This window comes from Pseudomonas nabeulensis, from assembly GCF_004682045.1.
GTDB classification, from domain to species: Bacteria; Pseudomonadota; Gammaproteobacteria; order Pseudomonadales; family Pseudomonadaceae; genus Aquipseudomonas; species Aquipseudomonas nabeulensis.
In genome coordinates, this window is sequence record NZ_QUZT01000078.1 from 14,727 (window position 1) to 27,973 (window position 13,247).

General features: G+C 60.4%; 14 protein-coding genes. 6 read left to right on the forward strand and 8 right to left on the reverse strand.

Annotated elements, in window-relative coordinates; translation table 11 throughout:
• The first annotated feature begins 30 nt into the window (after positions 1-30).
• From DYL61_RS27345 to DYL61_RS27360, 4 genes are all read left to right on the forward strand, one after another.
• Positions 31-1,176, forward strand: coding sequence for a serine hydrolase domain-containing protein (locus DYL61_RS27345; protein ID WP_135310930.1), 1,146 nt, complete (start codon positions 31-33; stop codon positions 1,174-1,176).
• Positions 1,177-1,319: 143 nt separating this feature from the next.
• The gene (locus DYL61_RS27350) at positions 1,320-2,450 is read left to right on the forward strand and encodes an OmpA family protein (RefSeq protein ID WP_135310931.1); all 1,131 of its coding nucleotides are present in this window, start codon (positions 1,320-1,322) and stop codon (positions 2,448-2,450) included.
• A gap of 27 nt (positions 2,451-2,477) precedes the next feature.
• On the forward strand, positions 2,478-3,125 hold the full coding sequence (gene pdxH, locus DYL61_RS27355; protein ID WP_135310932.1) for a pyridoxamine 5'-phosphate oxidase: 648 nt from the start codon (positions 2,478-2,480) through the stop codon (positions 3,123-3,125).
• Positions 3,126-3,389: 264 nt separating this feature from the next.
• Positions 3,390-3,854: an outer membrane lipoprotein gene (locus tag DYL61_RS27360; RefSeq protein WP_003189251.1), complete on the forward strand. Its 465-nt coding sequence runs from the start codon at positions 3,390-3,392 to the stop codon at positions 3,852-3,854.
• A 168-nt stretch (positions 3,855-4,022) separates the two neighbouring features.
• On the opposite strand, the gene nhaA is transcribed toward DYL61_RS27360, so the two are convergent.
• Positions 4,023-5,198: a Na+/H+ antiporter NhaA gene (gene nhaA / locus DYL61_RS27365; RefSeq protein ID WP_135310933.1), complete on the reverse strand. Its 1,176-nt coding sequence runs from the start codon at positions 5,196-5,198 to the stop codon at positions 4,023-4,025.
• A 217-nt stretch (positions 5,199-5,415) separates the two neighbouring features.
• Here nhaA and DYL61_RS27370 point away from each other — a divergent pair, with 217 nt between their 5' ends.
• The gene (locus DYL61_RS27370) at positions 5,416-6,510 is read left to right on the forward strand and encodes a PLP-dependent cysteine synthase family protein (RefSeq protein WP_135310934.1); all 1,095 of its coding nucleotides are present in this window, start codon (positions 5,416-5,418) and stop codon (positions 6,508-6,510) included.
• Positions 6,511-6,587: 77 nt separating this feature from the next.
• On the opposite strand, the gene DYL61_RS27375 is transcribed toward DYL61_RS27370, so the two are convergent.
• From DYL61_RS27375 to DYL61_RS27385, 3 genes are all read right to left on the reverse strand, one after another.
• Positions 6,588-8,201 carry an NAD(P)/FAD-dependent oxidoreductase gene (locus DYL61_RS27375; RefSeq protein ID WP_135310935.1) on the reverse strand — a complete coding sequence of 538 codons (1,614 nt, stop codon included), beginning with the start codon at positions 8,199-8,201 and terminating at the stop codon, positions 6,588-6,590.
• A gap of 106 nt (positions 8,202-8,307) precedes the next feature.
• Positions 8,308-8,979 carry a COG3650 family protein gene (locus DYL61_RS27380; protein ID WP_135310936.1) on the reverse strand — a complete coding sequence of 224 codons (672 nt, stop codon included), beginning with the start codon at positions 8,977-8,979 and terminating at the stop codon, positions 8,308-8,310.
• 95 nt (positions 8,980-9,074) lie between these two features.
• On the reverse strand, positions 9,075-9,674 hold the full coding sequence (locus DYL61_RS27385) for a short chain dehydrogenase (protein WP_135310937.1): 600 nt from the start codon (positions 9,672-9,674) through the stop codon (positions 9,075-9,077).
• A gap of 104 nt (positions 9,675-9,778) precedes the next feature.
• Here DYL61_RS27385 and DYL61_RS27390 point away from each other — a divergent pair, with 104 nt between their 5' ends.
• On the forward strand, positions 9,779-10,687 hold the full coding sequence (locus tag DYL61_RS27390) for a LysR family transcriptional regulator (RefSeq protein ID WP_135310938.1): 909 nt from the start codon (positions 9,779-9,781) through the stop codon (positions 10,685-10,687).
• Here the strand turns inward: DYL61_RS27390 and DYL61_RS27395 are convergent.
• From DYL61_RS27395 to DYL61_RS27410, 4 genes are read right to left on the reverse strand one after another with little or no spacing between them, the layout of a single operon-like run.
• Positions 10,684-11,169 (reverse strand): DoxX family protein, encoded by a 486-nt coding sequence (locus DYL61_RS27395; protein WP_135310939.1) that lies wholly within the window; start codon positions 11,167-11,169, stop codon positions 10,684-10,686. The genes DYL61_RS27390 and DYL61_RS27395 overlap by 4 nt on opposite strands.
• A complete protein-coding gene (locus tag DYL61_RS27400; protein ID WP_135310940.1) occupies positions 11,166-11,942 on the reverse strand; it encodes an HvfC/BufC N-terminal domain-containing protein in 777 nt (258 codons plus the stop codon). Before DYL61_RS27400 ends, DYL61_RS27395 begins: the two co-directional genes overlap by 4 nt.
• Positions 11,939-12,784, reverse strand: coding sequence for an MNIO family bufferin maturase (gene bufB / locus DYL61_RS27405; protein WP_135310941.1), 846 nt, complete (start codon positions 12,782-12,784; stop codon positions 11,939-11,941). Before bufB ends, DYL61_RS27400 begins: the two co-directional genes overlap by 4 nt.
• Before the next feature lie 23 nt (positions 12,785-12,807).
• On the reverse strand, positions 12,808-13,104 hold the full coding sequence (locus DYL61_RS27410; protein ID WP_135310942.1) for a BufA1 family periplasmic bufferin-type metallophore: 297 nt from the start codon (positions 13,102-13,104) through the stop codon (positions 12,808-12,810).
• Between the last annotated feature and the right edge of the window lie 143 nt (positions 13,105-13,247).

Consider the following 13,247-nt stretch of genomic DNA (forward strand, 5'->3'; position numbering starts at 1 on the left):
CTTTTTAGCGTGTTTTCCGAGGGTGTTCAGGTGCAGATTCAGGGTCATTACGAACTCCAGTTCGAAGCGGTACGCGAAGGCTTTGCCGCGTTGTTCGATGACCCACAGGAGCGTGGTGCCGGGCTGTGCATCCAGATCGGCGGCGAAACCGTGGTCGACCTTTGGGCCGGTACCGCCGACAAGGACGGTGCCGAGGCCTGGCACAGCGACACCATCGTCAACCTGTTCTCCTGTACCAAGACCTTTACCGCTGTGACGGCGCTGCAACTGGTCGCCGAAGGCAAGTTGCAATTGGACGCCCCTGTCGCCAAGTACTGGCCGGAATTTGCCGCCGCCGGGAAGGAAACCATCACCCTGCGCCAGTTGCTCTGCCATCAGGCCGGGTTGCCGGCGATCCGTGAGATGCTGCCCACCGAAGCCCTGTACGACTGGCAGTTGATGGTCGACACCCTGGCCGCCGAAGCCCCGTGGTGGACGCCAGGTCAAGGCCACGGCTACGAGGCGATCACGTATGGCTGGCTGGTCGGTGAATTGCTGCGCCGCGCCGATGGGCGTGGTCCGGGTGAGTCCATCGTGGCGCGAGTGGCGCGGCCATTGGGCCTGGACTTTCATGTAGGCCTGGCGGATGAAGAGTTTTATCGCGTCGCACATATCGCTCGCAGCAAAGGCAATATGGGCGATGAAGCCGCACAACGGTTATTGCAAGTAATGATGCGTGAACCGACGGCAATGACGACGCGGGCATTTGCCAACCCGCCGTCTATTCTGACCAGCACTAATAAACCGGAATGGCGGCGCATGCAGCAGCCGGCGGCAAATGGTCACGGTAATGCGCGCAGTCTGGCGGGGTTTTATAGCGGTTTGTTGGACGGAAGTTTGCTCGAAGCCGACATGCTTGAACAACTGACCCGCGAACACAGTATCGGTCCGGATAAAACATTATTGACGCAGACCCGCTTCGGTCTAGGCTGCATGTTGGACCAACCGCAACTGCCCAATGCCACATTCGGCTTGGGTCCGCGTGCATTTGGCCATCCAGGTGCCGGCGGTTCGGTGGGGTTTGCCGACCCTGAACATGATGTAGCGTTTGGTTTCGTGACCAATACATTGGGACCTTATGTACTTATGGACCCGCGAGCACAGAAGTTGGTCGGAATATTAGCCGGTTGTCTGTAAACCCCTTGCCGTTTCACATTTTTTTGTTACAAAGGCAACTATAAGAAGGCGCTGTAGGAAATTATGTAACTTTAATCTTCTGCAAGCGTCTGTTTAACGGGTCATCCAGACCCCCGTATCTTTTCTCATTTTGTGGATATCTCATGTTATCGAACAAGTCCTTGGCGCTGGCGCTATGCCTCACTATTACTGGCTGTGCACAAACTCCACAAAATGATGCCGAAGGTGGGCATTGGTGGTCATTTGGATCTGACAAGGCCGCTACCAAGGACGCAGTGACCCAAACCGAGGCCAAGCCAGCCGCGGGCGCCAAACCGGCTGCACCGGTTGCCGCCGCAGCTGCTCCTGCTGCCAAGGCGGACACCGGCGCCAGTTGGTGGCCGTTCTCTTCCAAGAGCGCAGACGACAAAGCCGCCGAGGCCAAGGCTGATTTGAAGGCTGACCTCAAGGCCGCTACCCCGGCGCCTGATGCTGCTCCAGCCGTCGCCAAGACCGACAGCGAGACTCACTGGTGGTGGCCATTTGAAAGCAAGCCAAAGCCATTGGCCAAGGTCGACGTGACCAACGTGCCGATGCCTGACCCGAAAATCACCCAAGCCTGGCTGGATGACTACGAACCGCGCCTGCGTACCGCGATCAAGGACAGCAACCTGCAACTGGAGCGCCGTGACAACGTACTGGTCGTGATCGCACCGGTCGACGGTTCCTACAACCCGAAACGCCCGGCGATGTTGCTGCCGGTCACCTTAGGGCCGTTCACTCGGGTTGCCAAGGCCGTTGAAGCCGATCCAAAGACCGCCGTATTGGTACTGGGGCACGTGGATGCCACCGGCACCGCTCCGGCGAGTCAGGCGCTGAGTAAAGAGCGTGCACAGTCCATTGCGTCGATCTTCAGCCTCAGCGGCTTGAAGCAGGATCGCCTGATGCTGCGTGGCATGGGCGACCTGATGCCACGTGCCGCCAACGACAGCAACCAGGGGCGTGCGCTGAACCGTCGCATGGAAATTATGTTCACTCAGCGTACAACTATGTTGGCGCTGCTGAGCAAGTACAACTCGCCCAACCCACCTAAGGCGGAGATGCTAGCGGTCCAGACTGCTCCAGCGCCGGCTGCTGCCCCGGCTGCCAAAGCCCCGGCGAAAAAGGCGCCTGCGAAGAAAGCCGCTGCCAAGCCCGTTGCCAAGAAAGCTGCGGCCAAGCCAGCAGCGAAGAAACCCGCTCCGGCCAAGGCCAAGGCGGCTGCACCGGCTTCGAACGAACAGGCGAAAAACTGATCCGTTGAACCAGAAGGAAAACCCTGCATGACCCAGGCACTGGCCGATATGCGCCGTGACTACACACGGGATGGTTTAAGCGAGGCCCAGGCCCCGAGCGAACCGTTTGCCTTGTTCCATCAGTGGTTTGGCGATGCGGTGAAAACCGAGCAGCCTCCGGTGGAGGCCAATGCAATGACGCTGGCGACGGTCGACCAGGACGGTCGGCCACACTGTCGCATCCTGTTGCTCAAGGGCTTGGATGCGCAGGGTTTTACCTTCTTCACCAACTATCAGAGCGCCAAGGGTGAACAACTCGCGGCGCGGCCCTTTGCGGCGATGACTTTTTTCTGGCCGACCCTGGAGCGCCAGGTGCGCATCGAAGGTCGGGTGGTCAAGGTCACGCCGGAGGAGTCGGACGCTTACTATCAGGTCCGCCCGTTGGGCAGCCGCCTTGGCGCGTGGGCGTCTCCGCAGAGCAAGGTCATTCGTGACCGTGAAGAACTGCAGGACTTGCTCAAGGCCACCGAGCAACGCTTCAGCGATACCCAGCCTGATTGCCCCGAGCACTGGGGGGGCTATCGTTTGCTGCCTGAACGCATCGAGTTCTGGCAAGGCCGCGCCAGCCGCCTGCATGACCGCCTGAACTACCGCCTGCAAGGGACCGAATGGACCCGTGAGCGCTTGGCACCCTGAGCTGCACCTTTCGTCGTTTAACCTGAATGTTGCCGACTGCGCCGACGTCTCTACTCAAGAGGTCTCGGTTGCGGACGGCTGCGCGGCTACAATGAGGAAACAGTCGCGACATCTCTTGGCACAAAGGTCGAGATACCGTTGGTCGACTTTTCTGGTACTGGCAGTCTGTACTAAGGCTGAATGAAAGCAGTTTTCTGCCGTGCTTGCCGTGACAGGCGCCAAGCTGCAGCGTTTAATGAACCCCTGTCCTTTGGAGTTGATGCTATGCGTAAGTCCGTTTTACTGGTTGCCTGCTTTACCACCCTGTCGTTGCTGTTGGGTGGCTGCGCCTCGAGTCTGACCGGCGACTCGTATTCCCGTGATGAAGCGCGGCGTGTTCAGACCGTACGCATGGGGACCATTGAATCCCTGCGTCCGGTGAAAATCGAAGGGACCAAGACCCCAATCGGCGGCGCTGCTGGCGCAGTCATCGGTGGCGTTGGCGGCAGCGCCATTGGCGGCGGCCGTGGCAGTATCGTCACTGCTGTGATCGGCGCCGTCGCTGGCGGCCTGCTGGGTTCGGCCACCGAAGAAGGCCTGACCCGTACCCAAGGCGTGGAAATCACCGTTCGCGAAGACGACGGCAGCATGCGCGCCTACGTACAAGCCGTGCAGGAAAATGAAATCTTCCGCATTGGTGACCGCGTGCGCATCATGACCGTTGATGGTACCAGCCGCGTTACGCGCTAAGCGCGGGTTGTAGAAATACAAAACCCCAGCCGGGTGACCGGTTGGGGTTTTTTGTTGCAACTCTAGTTTGCGGCTAGGGGTGCATGTTCACAGGAAACAATGACCTGAGCGCGATACTACTGTCGCTGGGGACATGAAGCCAGAGTGATTGTGCTCAGTCGGACATCTTCAGGCTTTCTTCCGACTCGCCATCGCCGTCACCGCATACCCCACACACGCCGCCACTATCGACCCCGTCAAAATCCCCATGCGGTCTTCACCTGCAAACTCGCTGGCGCCCGGCACAAAGGCCAGGGAGCCGACAAACAGGCTCATGGTGAAACCGATCCCGCACAGGATCGCCACGCCAAATACCTGGCCCCAGTTGGCGCCCGTGGGCAGTGCCGCGAGGCCGGTCTTGATGGCCAGCCAGGTGAGGCCGAACACGCCGACGGTCTTGCCGATCAACAGGCCGGCAGCAATGCCCATCGGCACATGGTGGGTAAAGCTTTCCAGGCTCACACCGGCCAGGGAGACGCCCGCATTGGCGAAGGCGAACAATGGCAGGATGCCGTAGGCCACCCACGGATGCAGCGCGTGTTCCAGGGTCATCAGCGGCGAGGGTTCGGCATTCTTGGTGCGCAGCGGGATGCAGAACGCCAGGGTCACACCGGCCATGGTGGCGTGCACACCGCTTTTGAGTACGCAGACCCACAGGATCAGGCCCACAATCAAGTACGGCCCTAGCTTGATTACCCCCATGCGATTCATCGCGGTGAGTGCGAGCAGGCAAAGGCCTGCGCCAGCCAGGGAAGCGCCCGACAGGTCGGCGGAGTAAAACAGCGCAATCACGATGATCGCACCCAGGTCGTCAATGATCGCCAGGGTCATCAGGAACAGCTTCAACGACACCGGTACACGCTTACCGAGCAGTGCCAGCACGCCGAGGGCGAAGGCAATGTCGGTGGCCATCGGGATTGCCCAGCCGGAAAGCGCCGCCGGGTAGTCCTTGTTGATCGCCCAGTAGATCAGCGCCGGCACCACCATGCCGCCGATGGCCGCAGCCCCCGGCAGCACCACTTGCGAAGGCTTGGACAGGTGGCCGTCGAGCAGTTCGCGCTTGACCTCCAGGCCGATCAGCAGGAAGAACAAGGCCATCAGGCCATCGTTGATCCACAGCAGGGCCGGCTTGGCGATTTTAAGCGCGCCCACCTGTGCCACCACCGGCACGTCGAGGAAGGCGTTGTACAGGTGCGACAACGGTGAGTTGTTGATGATCAGCGCCAGGGCGGCAGCCGCGATCAACAACAGACCACTGGCGGCTTCCAGCTGGAAAAAACGGGTGAACGTGCTACGCAGAGGCAAGGGATGCTCTCCAATCAAGGGTCAATAGGTGGGTACCCTAACCCGTACCGTTAGTTGTTAAAACAAAAGTTATATTCTTATTTGTTATAAGCGGAGGGTCCCGCCGACGTCGCCTTTACGGCAGGTAATTGTGTGTCCAATTGAGTCGTTACTGTATCTGTGTGGAGTGTAGGAAAGGTCCTAAGATTGTGGGTGAAAACTCTTAGAGACTCCCCATATGAGCGACCATCGTCCCTGGGCCCGCGAAGCCGTTCGCATCATTGAGGCGGACTTTCAGCGCAGTGCCGATACGCACCTGATCCCCTTGCCGCTGCCGGGGTTTCCGGGAATCGAGTTGTACTTCAAGGATGAATCAAGTCATCCCACCGGCAGCCTCAAACACCGACTTGCCCGGTCATTGTTCCTGTATGCCTTGTGCAATGGCTGGCTTAAACCGGGTGCGCCGGTCATTGAAGCCTCCAGCGGTTCCACGGCTATTTCCGAGGCCTACTTTGCGCGCCTGCTCGGGGTGCCTTTTATCGCGGTGATGCCAGCCACTACTTCCCAAGAGAAAATCGCGCAGATTGCCTTCTACGGCGGCAAGAGCCACTTGGTACAGGATCCGACGCAGATCTACGCCGAATCCGAACGCCTGGCCCAGGAAAGCAGCGGTCACTTCATGGACCAGTTCACCTACGCCGAACGGGCTACCGACTGGCGGGCGAACAACAATATTGCCGAGTCGATCTTCCAGCAGATGCGTTTTGAACAGCATCCCGAGCCCAGTTGGCTGATCTCCAGCCCTGGCACGGGTGGCACCACGGCGACCCTGGGCCGTTATGTGCGCTATCGCCAGCATTGCACCCGTGTGCTGTGCGCTGATGCCGAACGCTCAGTGTTTTTCGATTTTTACCAGAGTGGCGATGCCAACTTGCGGTTGGACTGCGGCTCGCGCATCGAAGGCATTGGCCGGCCACGGGTGGAGGCGTCATTTTTACCCAAGGTGATTGATGCGATGGTCAAGGTGCCGGACGCGCTGTCGCTGGCGGCCATGCATTATTTGGCTGAGCGCTTGGGGCGTCGGGTAGGTGGTTCCAGCGGGACTAACCTGGTGGGCGCGCTGGTGGCGGCACAGCAGATGAAAGCAGCAGGGGAGTCAGGGTCGATCGTGGCGATCTTGTGTGATGGGGGAGAGCGGTATGCGACAACCTATTACGATCAGGCTTGGCTTAGCGCGCAGGGGTACGAACTGGACGGTTTGATCGCTGTGGTTGCTGCGAGTGTAGAGCGCGGCGAGCCGCTGCCGGATAGCATCTTGCGCGCCAATATCTGACTCGACATAAAACAAAATGTGGGAGGGGGCAAGTCGAATCGTCGCACCGCCCCTCCCACATTTGGATCGAGGTGTGTTTAGGCGTTGAGGCCGAGCATATCCCGCACCACAGCCTCGGCAATCCGAATCCCGTCCACACCCGCCGACAGGATCCCACCGGCATACCCCGCGCCTTCACCGGCGGGGAACAGGCCTTTCACGTTCAAACTCTGCATCGATTCGTTACGGGTAATCCGCAGCGGCGACGAGGTGCGTGTCTCGATCCCGGTCAACACTGCGTCGTGCAACGAATAGCCCTTGATCTGCTTCTCGAAGGCCGGCAGCGCTTCACGGATCGCCTCGATGGCGAAATCCGGTAACGCGAGGGCCAGGTCACCCAGGGACACGCCGGGTTTGTAGGACGGCTCCACAGTGCCGATGGCGGTGGATGGCTTGCCCGCGATGAAATCGCCCACCAGTTGCGCCGGGGCCTCGTAGTTGCTGCCGCCGAGGACATAGGCGTGGGACTCCAGGCGCTCCTGCAATTCGATACCCGCCAGTGGGCCACCTGGGTAATCCACTTCAGGGGTGATACCGACCACGATGCCGGAGTTGGCATTGCGCTCGTTACGCGAGTATTGGCTCATGCCGTTGGTCACGACCCGATTTGGCTCTGAAGTAGCCGCCACCACCGTACCGCCCGGGCACATGCAGAAGCTGTAGACCGAGCGACCGTTCTTGGCGTGGTGCACCAGTTTGTAGTCGGCCGCACCGAGTTTCGGGTGCCCGGCGTACTTGCCCAGGCGCGCCGCGTCGATCAGCGATTGCGGGTGTTCGATACGGAAACCCACCGAAAACGGCTTGGCTTCCATGTACACGCCACGGCCGTGGAGCATGCGGAACGTGTCACGGGCGCTGTGGCCCAGGGCCAGGATCACGTGCCTGGACAGGATCTGCTCGCCGCCATCCACCACCACACCGTTAAGTTGGCCATCTTCGATCAGCACATCCGTGACGCGCTGTTCGAAGCGCACTTCACCGCCCAGGGCGATGATCTGCTCGCGCATGTTTTCCACCACGCCGGTCAGGCGGAAGGTGCCAATGTGCGGTTTGCTGACGTAGAGGATTTCTTCCGGCGCGCCAGCCTTGACGAACTCGTGCAGCACCTTGCGGCCGTGGAATTTCGGGTCCTTGATCTGGCTGTACAGCTTGCCGTCGGAAAAAGTACCGGCGCCGCCTTCACCGAACTGCACGTTGGACTCGGGGTTGAGCACGCTTTTGCGCCACAGGCCCCAGGTGTCCTTGGTGCGCTGGCGCACTTCCTTGCCGCGCTCGAGGATGATCGGCTTGAAGCCCATCTGTGCCAGCAGCAGGCCGGCAAAAATGCCGCAGGGGCCAAAACCGACCACGACAGGGCGTTCGGCCAACCCCTCCGGCGCCTGGCCCACTACGTGGTAGCTGACGTCCGGCGCCGGGTTGACGTTGCGGTCATCGGCGAACTTGAGCAGCAGGGCGGTTTCGCCCTTCACGTTCAAGTCGATGGTGTAGATGAAGCACAGCTCCGACGATTTCTTGCGTGCGTCATAGCTGCGTTTGAACAGGGTGAAATCGAGCAAGTCATCGCTGGCGATGCCCAGGCGCTGCACGATGGCAGGCCGCAGGTCTTCTTCGGGATGGTCGATGGGCAGCTTGAGTTCGGTGATTCGTAACATGACAGGATCCGGTAGGCGGCGGGCAAAAAGGCCGGCTGTTTTGCAAACCGGCGATTATAAGCCCCAATGGCGGTTTAACGTCAGGTTAAAACAGCGCCGGGCGCAGTCAGTCGTCGCGCGAGCCGCCGAACGATGCACAACCGCGCTGCACCTGACCATTGACGCGCAGTTCGGCGGTCATGTGTTGCAGGCTGCCGCTGGCGCTGTCCACACAGCGTTGCGGGGCCACCCACAACTCGACGTGCTGGTTGTTGGCTTCGGTCATCAGGTTGAAGCGACCGTCACCGATTTGCTCCTCTACGTACGGCACGGCCAATGGCGGCTGGCCTTCACGTTCCAGCACCATGCCCTTGGCAGTGACGTTCATCGCCCAGGCCGGCTTGTGGCCGTTGGCCCGCAGGATCATGCGCTTGAAGTCCGGATCGTCGCAGGCCGCGGTCGAGCGTTCTACGCGATAGAGTTGTTGCAGCTCTACGCTGCCCTGGGTGCCGGTGGCGACGCCGGAGAACTTGCCGCGCAGGTCCGCAAACAGCGCCCCTTGCTGACCGGCCAGGGAGGCAGCTTCCTGAAGGATATTGGTCCCACCGGTGTCGTTGACTACGTAGTTGCGTTGGTCATTGCAGGGCTTGAACAACAGCTTGTCACCGACTGCCGTGAGTTCGCCTTGCATCCGGGTCAGCCCGGCGAGGGAGGGTTTGGCCGGCTCGCTTTCGAACATCTGGCAAGCGGCGAACAATGGGAGCAAGGCAAACAGGGCGACGGTACGGGCGGCACGCATAGAGGGTCTCCAGACAAGTGCCGCCACGTTACGCAGGCTGGCGATGCATCACAACCCCGCCGATCAGCTTCAGGTATTTCTTACGGAATCCTGATTTAGCCGACGATAAAGGTCTGACCGGTCTGTAAGCCCTCGACGCTTTTGGCGTAGGCCAACGCTACATCGGCGCCCGGTGCCGGTTTGTAGCCGCGGAAGTACGGCGCGTAGCTGTCCATCGCCTCTAACAAAACCGTAGGACTTACGGAGTTAACGCGTAGGCCCCGTGGTAACTCGATGGCTGCGGCTTTGACGAATGCATCCAACGCACCATTGACCAGTGCGGCCGACGCGCCGGTGCGGATTGGGTCGCGATTAAGAATGCCGCTGGTGAAAGTGAATGAGGCACCGTCGTTGGCGTACTCACGACCGATCAACAGCAGGTTGACCTGGCCCATCAGTTTGTCACGCAGGCCCAGGTCGAAATCGGCTTCGCTCATCTCACCGAGTGCCGCGAACTTCACACTGCCGGCCGCGCAGATCAGGGCATCGAATTTACCCGTTTGTTCGAACAGTTTGCGAATCGAGGCGCTATCGCTGATATCCACTTGGAAGTCACCGCTGTTGCGACCGATGCTGATCACGTCATGACGCTGCGCCAACTCTGCCTTGACCGCTGAACCGACGGTGCCGCTGGCGCCAATCAATAGGATTTTCATGAGGCTGTTCCTCCAGGGGGTAAGTGAGAGTTAAGTCTAGAGTGGCTTTTTAAGCGGATAAACGCGCTAATAGGCAACCTTTGGTTTTCAAATGGAAACAATCCATGAGCGAGATGGATGACCTGGCGGCGTTTGCGGTGCTGATCGAGGCCGGTAGTTTTACCGTGGCGGCGGAACAACTGGGCTGTAGCAAGGGCCAGTTGTCCAAACGCATCAGCCAGTTGGAGGCACAGTTTTCCGTGGTGTTGCTGCACCGTACCACCCGCAAGCTCAGCCTCACGGCGGCTGGCGCGGCGTTGTTGCCCCAGGCTCAGGCGTTGGTGATGCAGGTGGAGCGCGCCCGTCAGGCATTGGCCCGGCTCAAGGACGATCTGGCCGGACCGGTGCGTATGACGGTTCCGGTATCGCTGGGCGAAACGTTCTTTGATGGCTTGCTGCTGGAGTTTTCCCAGCAGTACCCGCAGGTGCAGATCGAATTGGAGCTCAACAACAGCTACCGCGACCTGGCGCGGGATGGTTTTGATCTTGGGGTGCGCTCCGGTGCAATCGAAAATGAGCGTCTGGTGGCCAAACCGTTGCTGGCCTGGCACGAAATGACCTGCGCCAGCCCGGCTTACCTTGAGCAACACGGCGAGCCCCAGACCCCTGCCGAACTGGCCACCCATGTTTGCCTGCTCAACAGCCACTACAGCGGCCGTGAAGAATGGTTGTACCACCAGCAACATGAGTTGCTGCGGGTGCGGGTCAGCGGCACCTTCGCCTCCAACCACTACAACCTGTTGAAAAAGGCCGCGCTGGTCGGCGCCGGTATCGCCCGTTTGCCGTCCTACGTGCTGCCGGCGGAATTGGCTGACGGCCGATTGCGCTGGCTCCTGCGCGATTATCAGACGCGGAGCCAGCCCATGTATCTGGTTCATCCCTACCAAGGGGGGTTGCCACGTCGTACCCAGGTCTTGGCCGATTACCTGGTGGACTGGTTCAAGCGCAGCGGCGAGGCCCTCGACCGGCTTTAACGGTAGCGCCGGGCGATCAAGTGGTCGATGGACAGCCGTCCAGGCCCCTTGGCCACCAGCAACAGCAACACCGCAAGCCAGGTGCCATGGGTGGGGTAGGCGTCCGGGTAGACGAACAGTTGAATCACCAGGGTCATGCCGATCAGCGCCAGGGCCGAGAAGCGCGTGGCGAACCCCACCAGGATCAGCACCGGGAAAAGATGCTCGGCGAACGCAGCCAGATGCGCCGCCACCTCCGGCGATAACAACGGCACGTGGTATTCGCTACGAAACAGCGGCAGGGTCGAGGCGGCGAGGCGCGGCTCACCCAGCTCGAAGGTGCCGTTGACCAGATCCACGGCAAAGCCCTGGACTTTGGTTTGCCCGGATTTCCAGAACACGGCAGCAATGGAAAACCGAGCGACAAAGGCGATCAGGCTGTAGGGAATGTGTTCGAAAAGCTGAATGGCCCGTTTGATCAGGCAGGGTGAGGACGTGTTCATGACGACACCTTTTGTTTGATATGCACGTGAGTGATGGCGTTGTGGTTGATCAGCAGCGTGAGGCATTGGTGCAGGTCGAATTCGGTTGAAGCGGCCAGGGCATGCTCCACTGCGTTTTCCAGGGGCGTGCCGTGGGCCAGGCTCTCGATAAACGCGACTGAGCCAGGGTCGATGGCGAACACCTTGACCTGCAGGCCCTGGCGTAAAACCAGCGCACTTTGGGCATGCCAGGGATTCAAGGTGGCTACGCCGCCCTCGGTTTGATGCGCCGCCCACACCGCGACCACAGCGTATGCAGAGTCCAGCGTGCCCAAGGACGGGTCCAGTTGCAGGCGCAACCCACCCAGGTCCGCTTGCCCTTGCAGTGCCTGGATTACCGCGGGGGCGTCCAGCGGTTGGCAGTCGGCGGCGTGATACGCCTGGACCCGCAAGCGCTCCAAGCGCGCGATATCCGCGAGGTAAGGCACGCTGGCGGCGGGTTCAAAACCTTGGATAAACTCGGCAAGCGTGCTGCCGTACTCATTCATCAACGGGCTGATCGGCGGATGTGCCTGCACGTAGAGGCCGGCCATGGCGCTGAAAAATGCATCGCCCACCAGTTGCAGGGTCACGGGATAAGCCGTGGACAACGCATTGATCAATGAGCTGTGCACGTTATTGCGGTACACCGCAAAACGGCTGGCCGGATCGGCACCGTTGCGGCTGAACAAGCCTTCTGGGCAAGACAGTTCAGGCGCCAGTAGCGCGCGGGAAAACGCGTCATGAACGCTCATGGGCGCACCTGCCTCAAGTGCCAGTCGGCGCGTTCAGCTTCTGCTTGCAGCACAGGGAACGCGGGCAGCCGGTTATCCCGTTCGATCAGCGTCGCCACTGGCCCGATACGCGACAGTACCTGTTCATACAGTTGCCATACGGCGTTATCGATGGGCGCGCCGTGGTCATCGATCAGCAGGCGGTCACCGAGGCTGTCGGTGTCTTCGGCAAACCCGGCCAGATGAATCTCACCAACGGCTTGCAGCGGCAGGGCGTCGAGGTAGGAGCGCGGATCACGCTGGTGGTTGATGCACGACACGTAGACGTTGTTCACATCCAACAACAGGCCACAGCCGGTACGGCGGATGATGTCGCTGATGAAGTCGGCCTCGTCGAGTGTGGAGCGCTGAAATTGCAGGTAGGTCGATGGGTTCTCCAGCAGCATTGTCCGCTTGAGGGTGCTTTGCACCTGGTCGACGTGTTCGCACACCCGTTGCAGGGTGGCGCTGTCGTAGGCCAGGGGCAGCAGGTCATTCAGGAACACGGGGCCGTGGCTGGACCAGGCCAGGTGTTCGGAAAACGAGTGGGGTTGATAGCGTTCGATCAGCGTGGCCAAGCGCGCCAGATGCTCGCGGTCCAGCGGGCCTTCGCCGCCGATGGACAGGCCCACGCCGTGCACCGACAGTGGGTAGCGCTCGCGGATCAACCCCAGGTAATGATGAAACGGGCCGCCGGCCACCATGTAGTTTTCGGCGTGCACCTCAAAAAAACCGATATCGGGCAAAGTATCGAGCACTTCGACGAAGTGCTCGTGCTTGAGCCCAAGCCCGGCCCGGCAGGGGAGGGATGAATGCGTCATCATCAATACTCAGGCTCTGGGCGGATTCAGGACTTGGCGGTGAAGGCCGCTTCCTGGCCGAAACCGGTCGGCGAGGTGGAGCTTGGGGTTTGGGTGCAGGTGCCGGCCGGGACCAGTTTCCAGGCGTTGGCCTGGTCTTTGGTTTTCGAGGTGCCGGCGCAGGAAGTGCCAGCGCCGGCGGCGCAATCGTTCTTGCCGGCTTCAGCGACGCCGAAACACTTTTGCATGTCGTCGGCAGCGTGGGCGGTGGTGGTCAGGGTGGACAGGCTCAGGGCGGAACCCAGGGCCAGGATGAGGGAGGCGGCGGACAGTTTAGTGGTCATGGTGTATCTCCTGCAGTGGTTGAGTCAGCGGGCTTGAGTGCCGGCTTGTACCACTAGAGGAAGTTGGTTGGGATTCGTTACACGCCCTTCAAAAAAATATCAGGCTCCGCAAAACCTAAGGAAACAGCAGATGAGCGGCTTTC

Bases quoted from the DNA above. Each gene is read 5' to 3' on its own strand.
- DYL61_RS27380 (WP_135310936.1), bottom strand. From the start codon at position 8,979: ATGCGTGCCGCCCGTACCGTCGCCCTGTTTGCCTTGCTCCCATTGTTC.
- bufB (WP_135310941.1), bottom strand. From the start codon at position 12,784: ATGATGACGCATTCATCCCTCCCCTGCCGGGCCGGGCTTGGGCTCAAG.
- DYL61_RS27350 (WP_135310931.1), top strand. From the start codon at position 1,320: ATGTTATCGAACAAGTCCTTGGCGCTGGCGCTATGCCTCACTATTACT.
- DYL61_RS27360 (WP_003189251.1), top strand. From the start codon at position 3,390: ATGCGTAAGTCCGTTTTACTGGTTGCCTGCTTTACCACCCTGTCGTTG.
- DYL61_RS27410 (WP_135310942.1), bottom strand. From the start codon at position 13,104: ATGACCACTAAACTGTCCGCCGCCTCCCTCATCCTGGCCCTGGGTTCC.
- DYL61_RS27385 (WP_135310937.1), bottom strand. From the start codon at position 9,674: ATGAAAATCCTATTGATTGGCGCCAGCGGCACCGTCGGTTCAGCGGTC.
- DYL61_RS27375 (WP_135310935.1), bottom strand. From the start codon at position 8,201: ATGTTACGAATCACCGAACTCAAGCTGCCCATCGACCATCCCGAAGAA.
- DYL61_RS27395 (WP_135310939.1), bottom strand. From the start codon at position 11,169: ATGAACACGTCCTCACCCTGCCTGATCAAACGGGCCATTCAGCTTTTC.
- DYL61_RS27390 (WP_135310938.1), top strand. From the start codon at position 9,779: ATGAGCGAGATGGATGACCTGGCGGCGTTTGCGGTGCTGATCGAGGCC.
- DYL61_RS27370 (WP_135310934.1), top strand. From the start codon at position 5,416: ATGAGCGACCATCGTCCCTGGGCCCGCGAAGCCGTTCGCATCATTGAG.
- pdxH (WP_135310932.1), top strand. From the start codon at position 2,478: ATGACCCAGGCACTGGCCGATATGCGCCGTGACTACACACGGGATGGT.
- DYL61_RS27400 (WP_135310940.1), bottom strand. From the start codon at position 11,942: ATGAGCGTTCATGACGCGTTTTCCCGCGCGCTACTGGCGCCTGAACTG.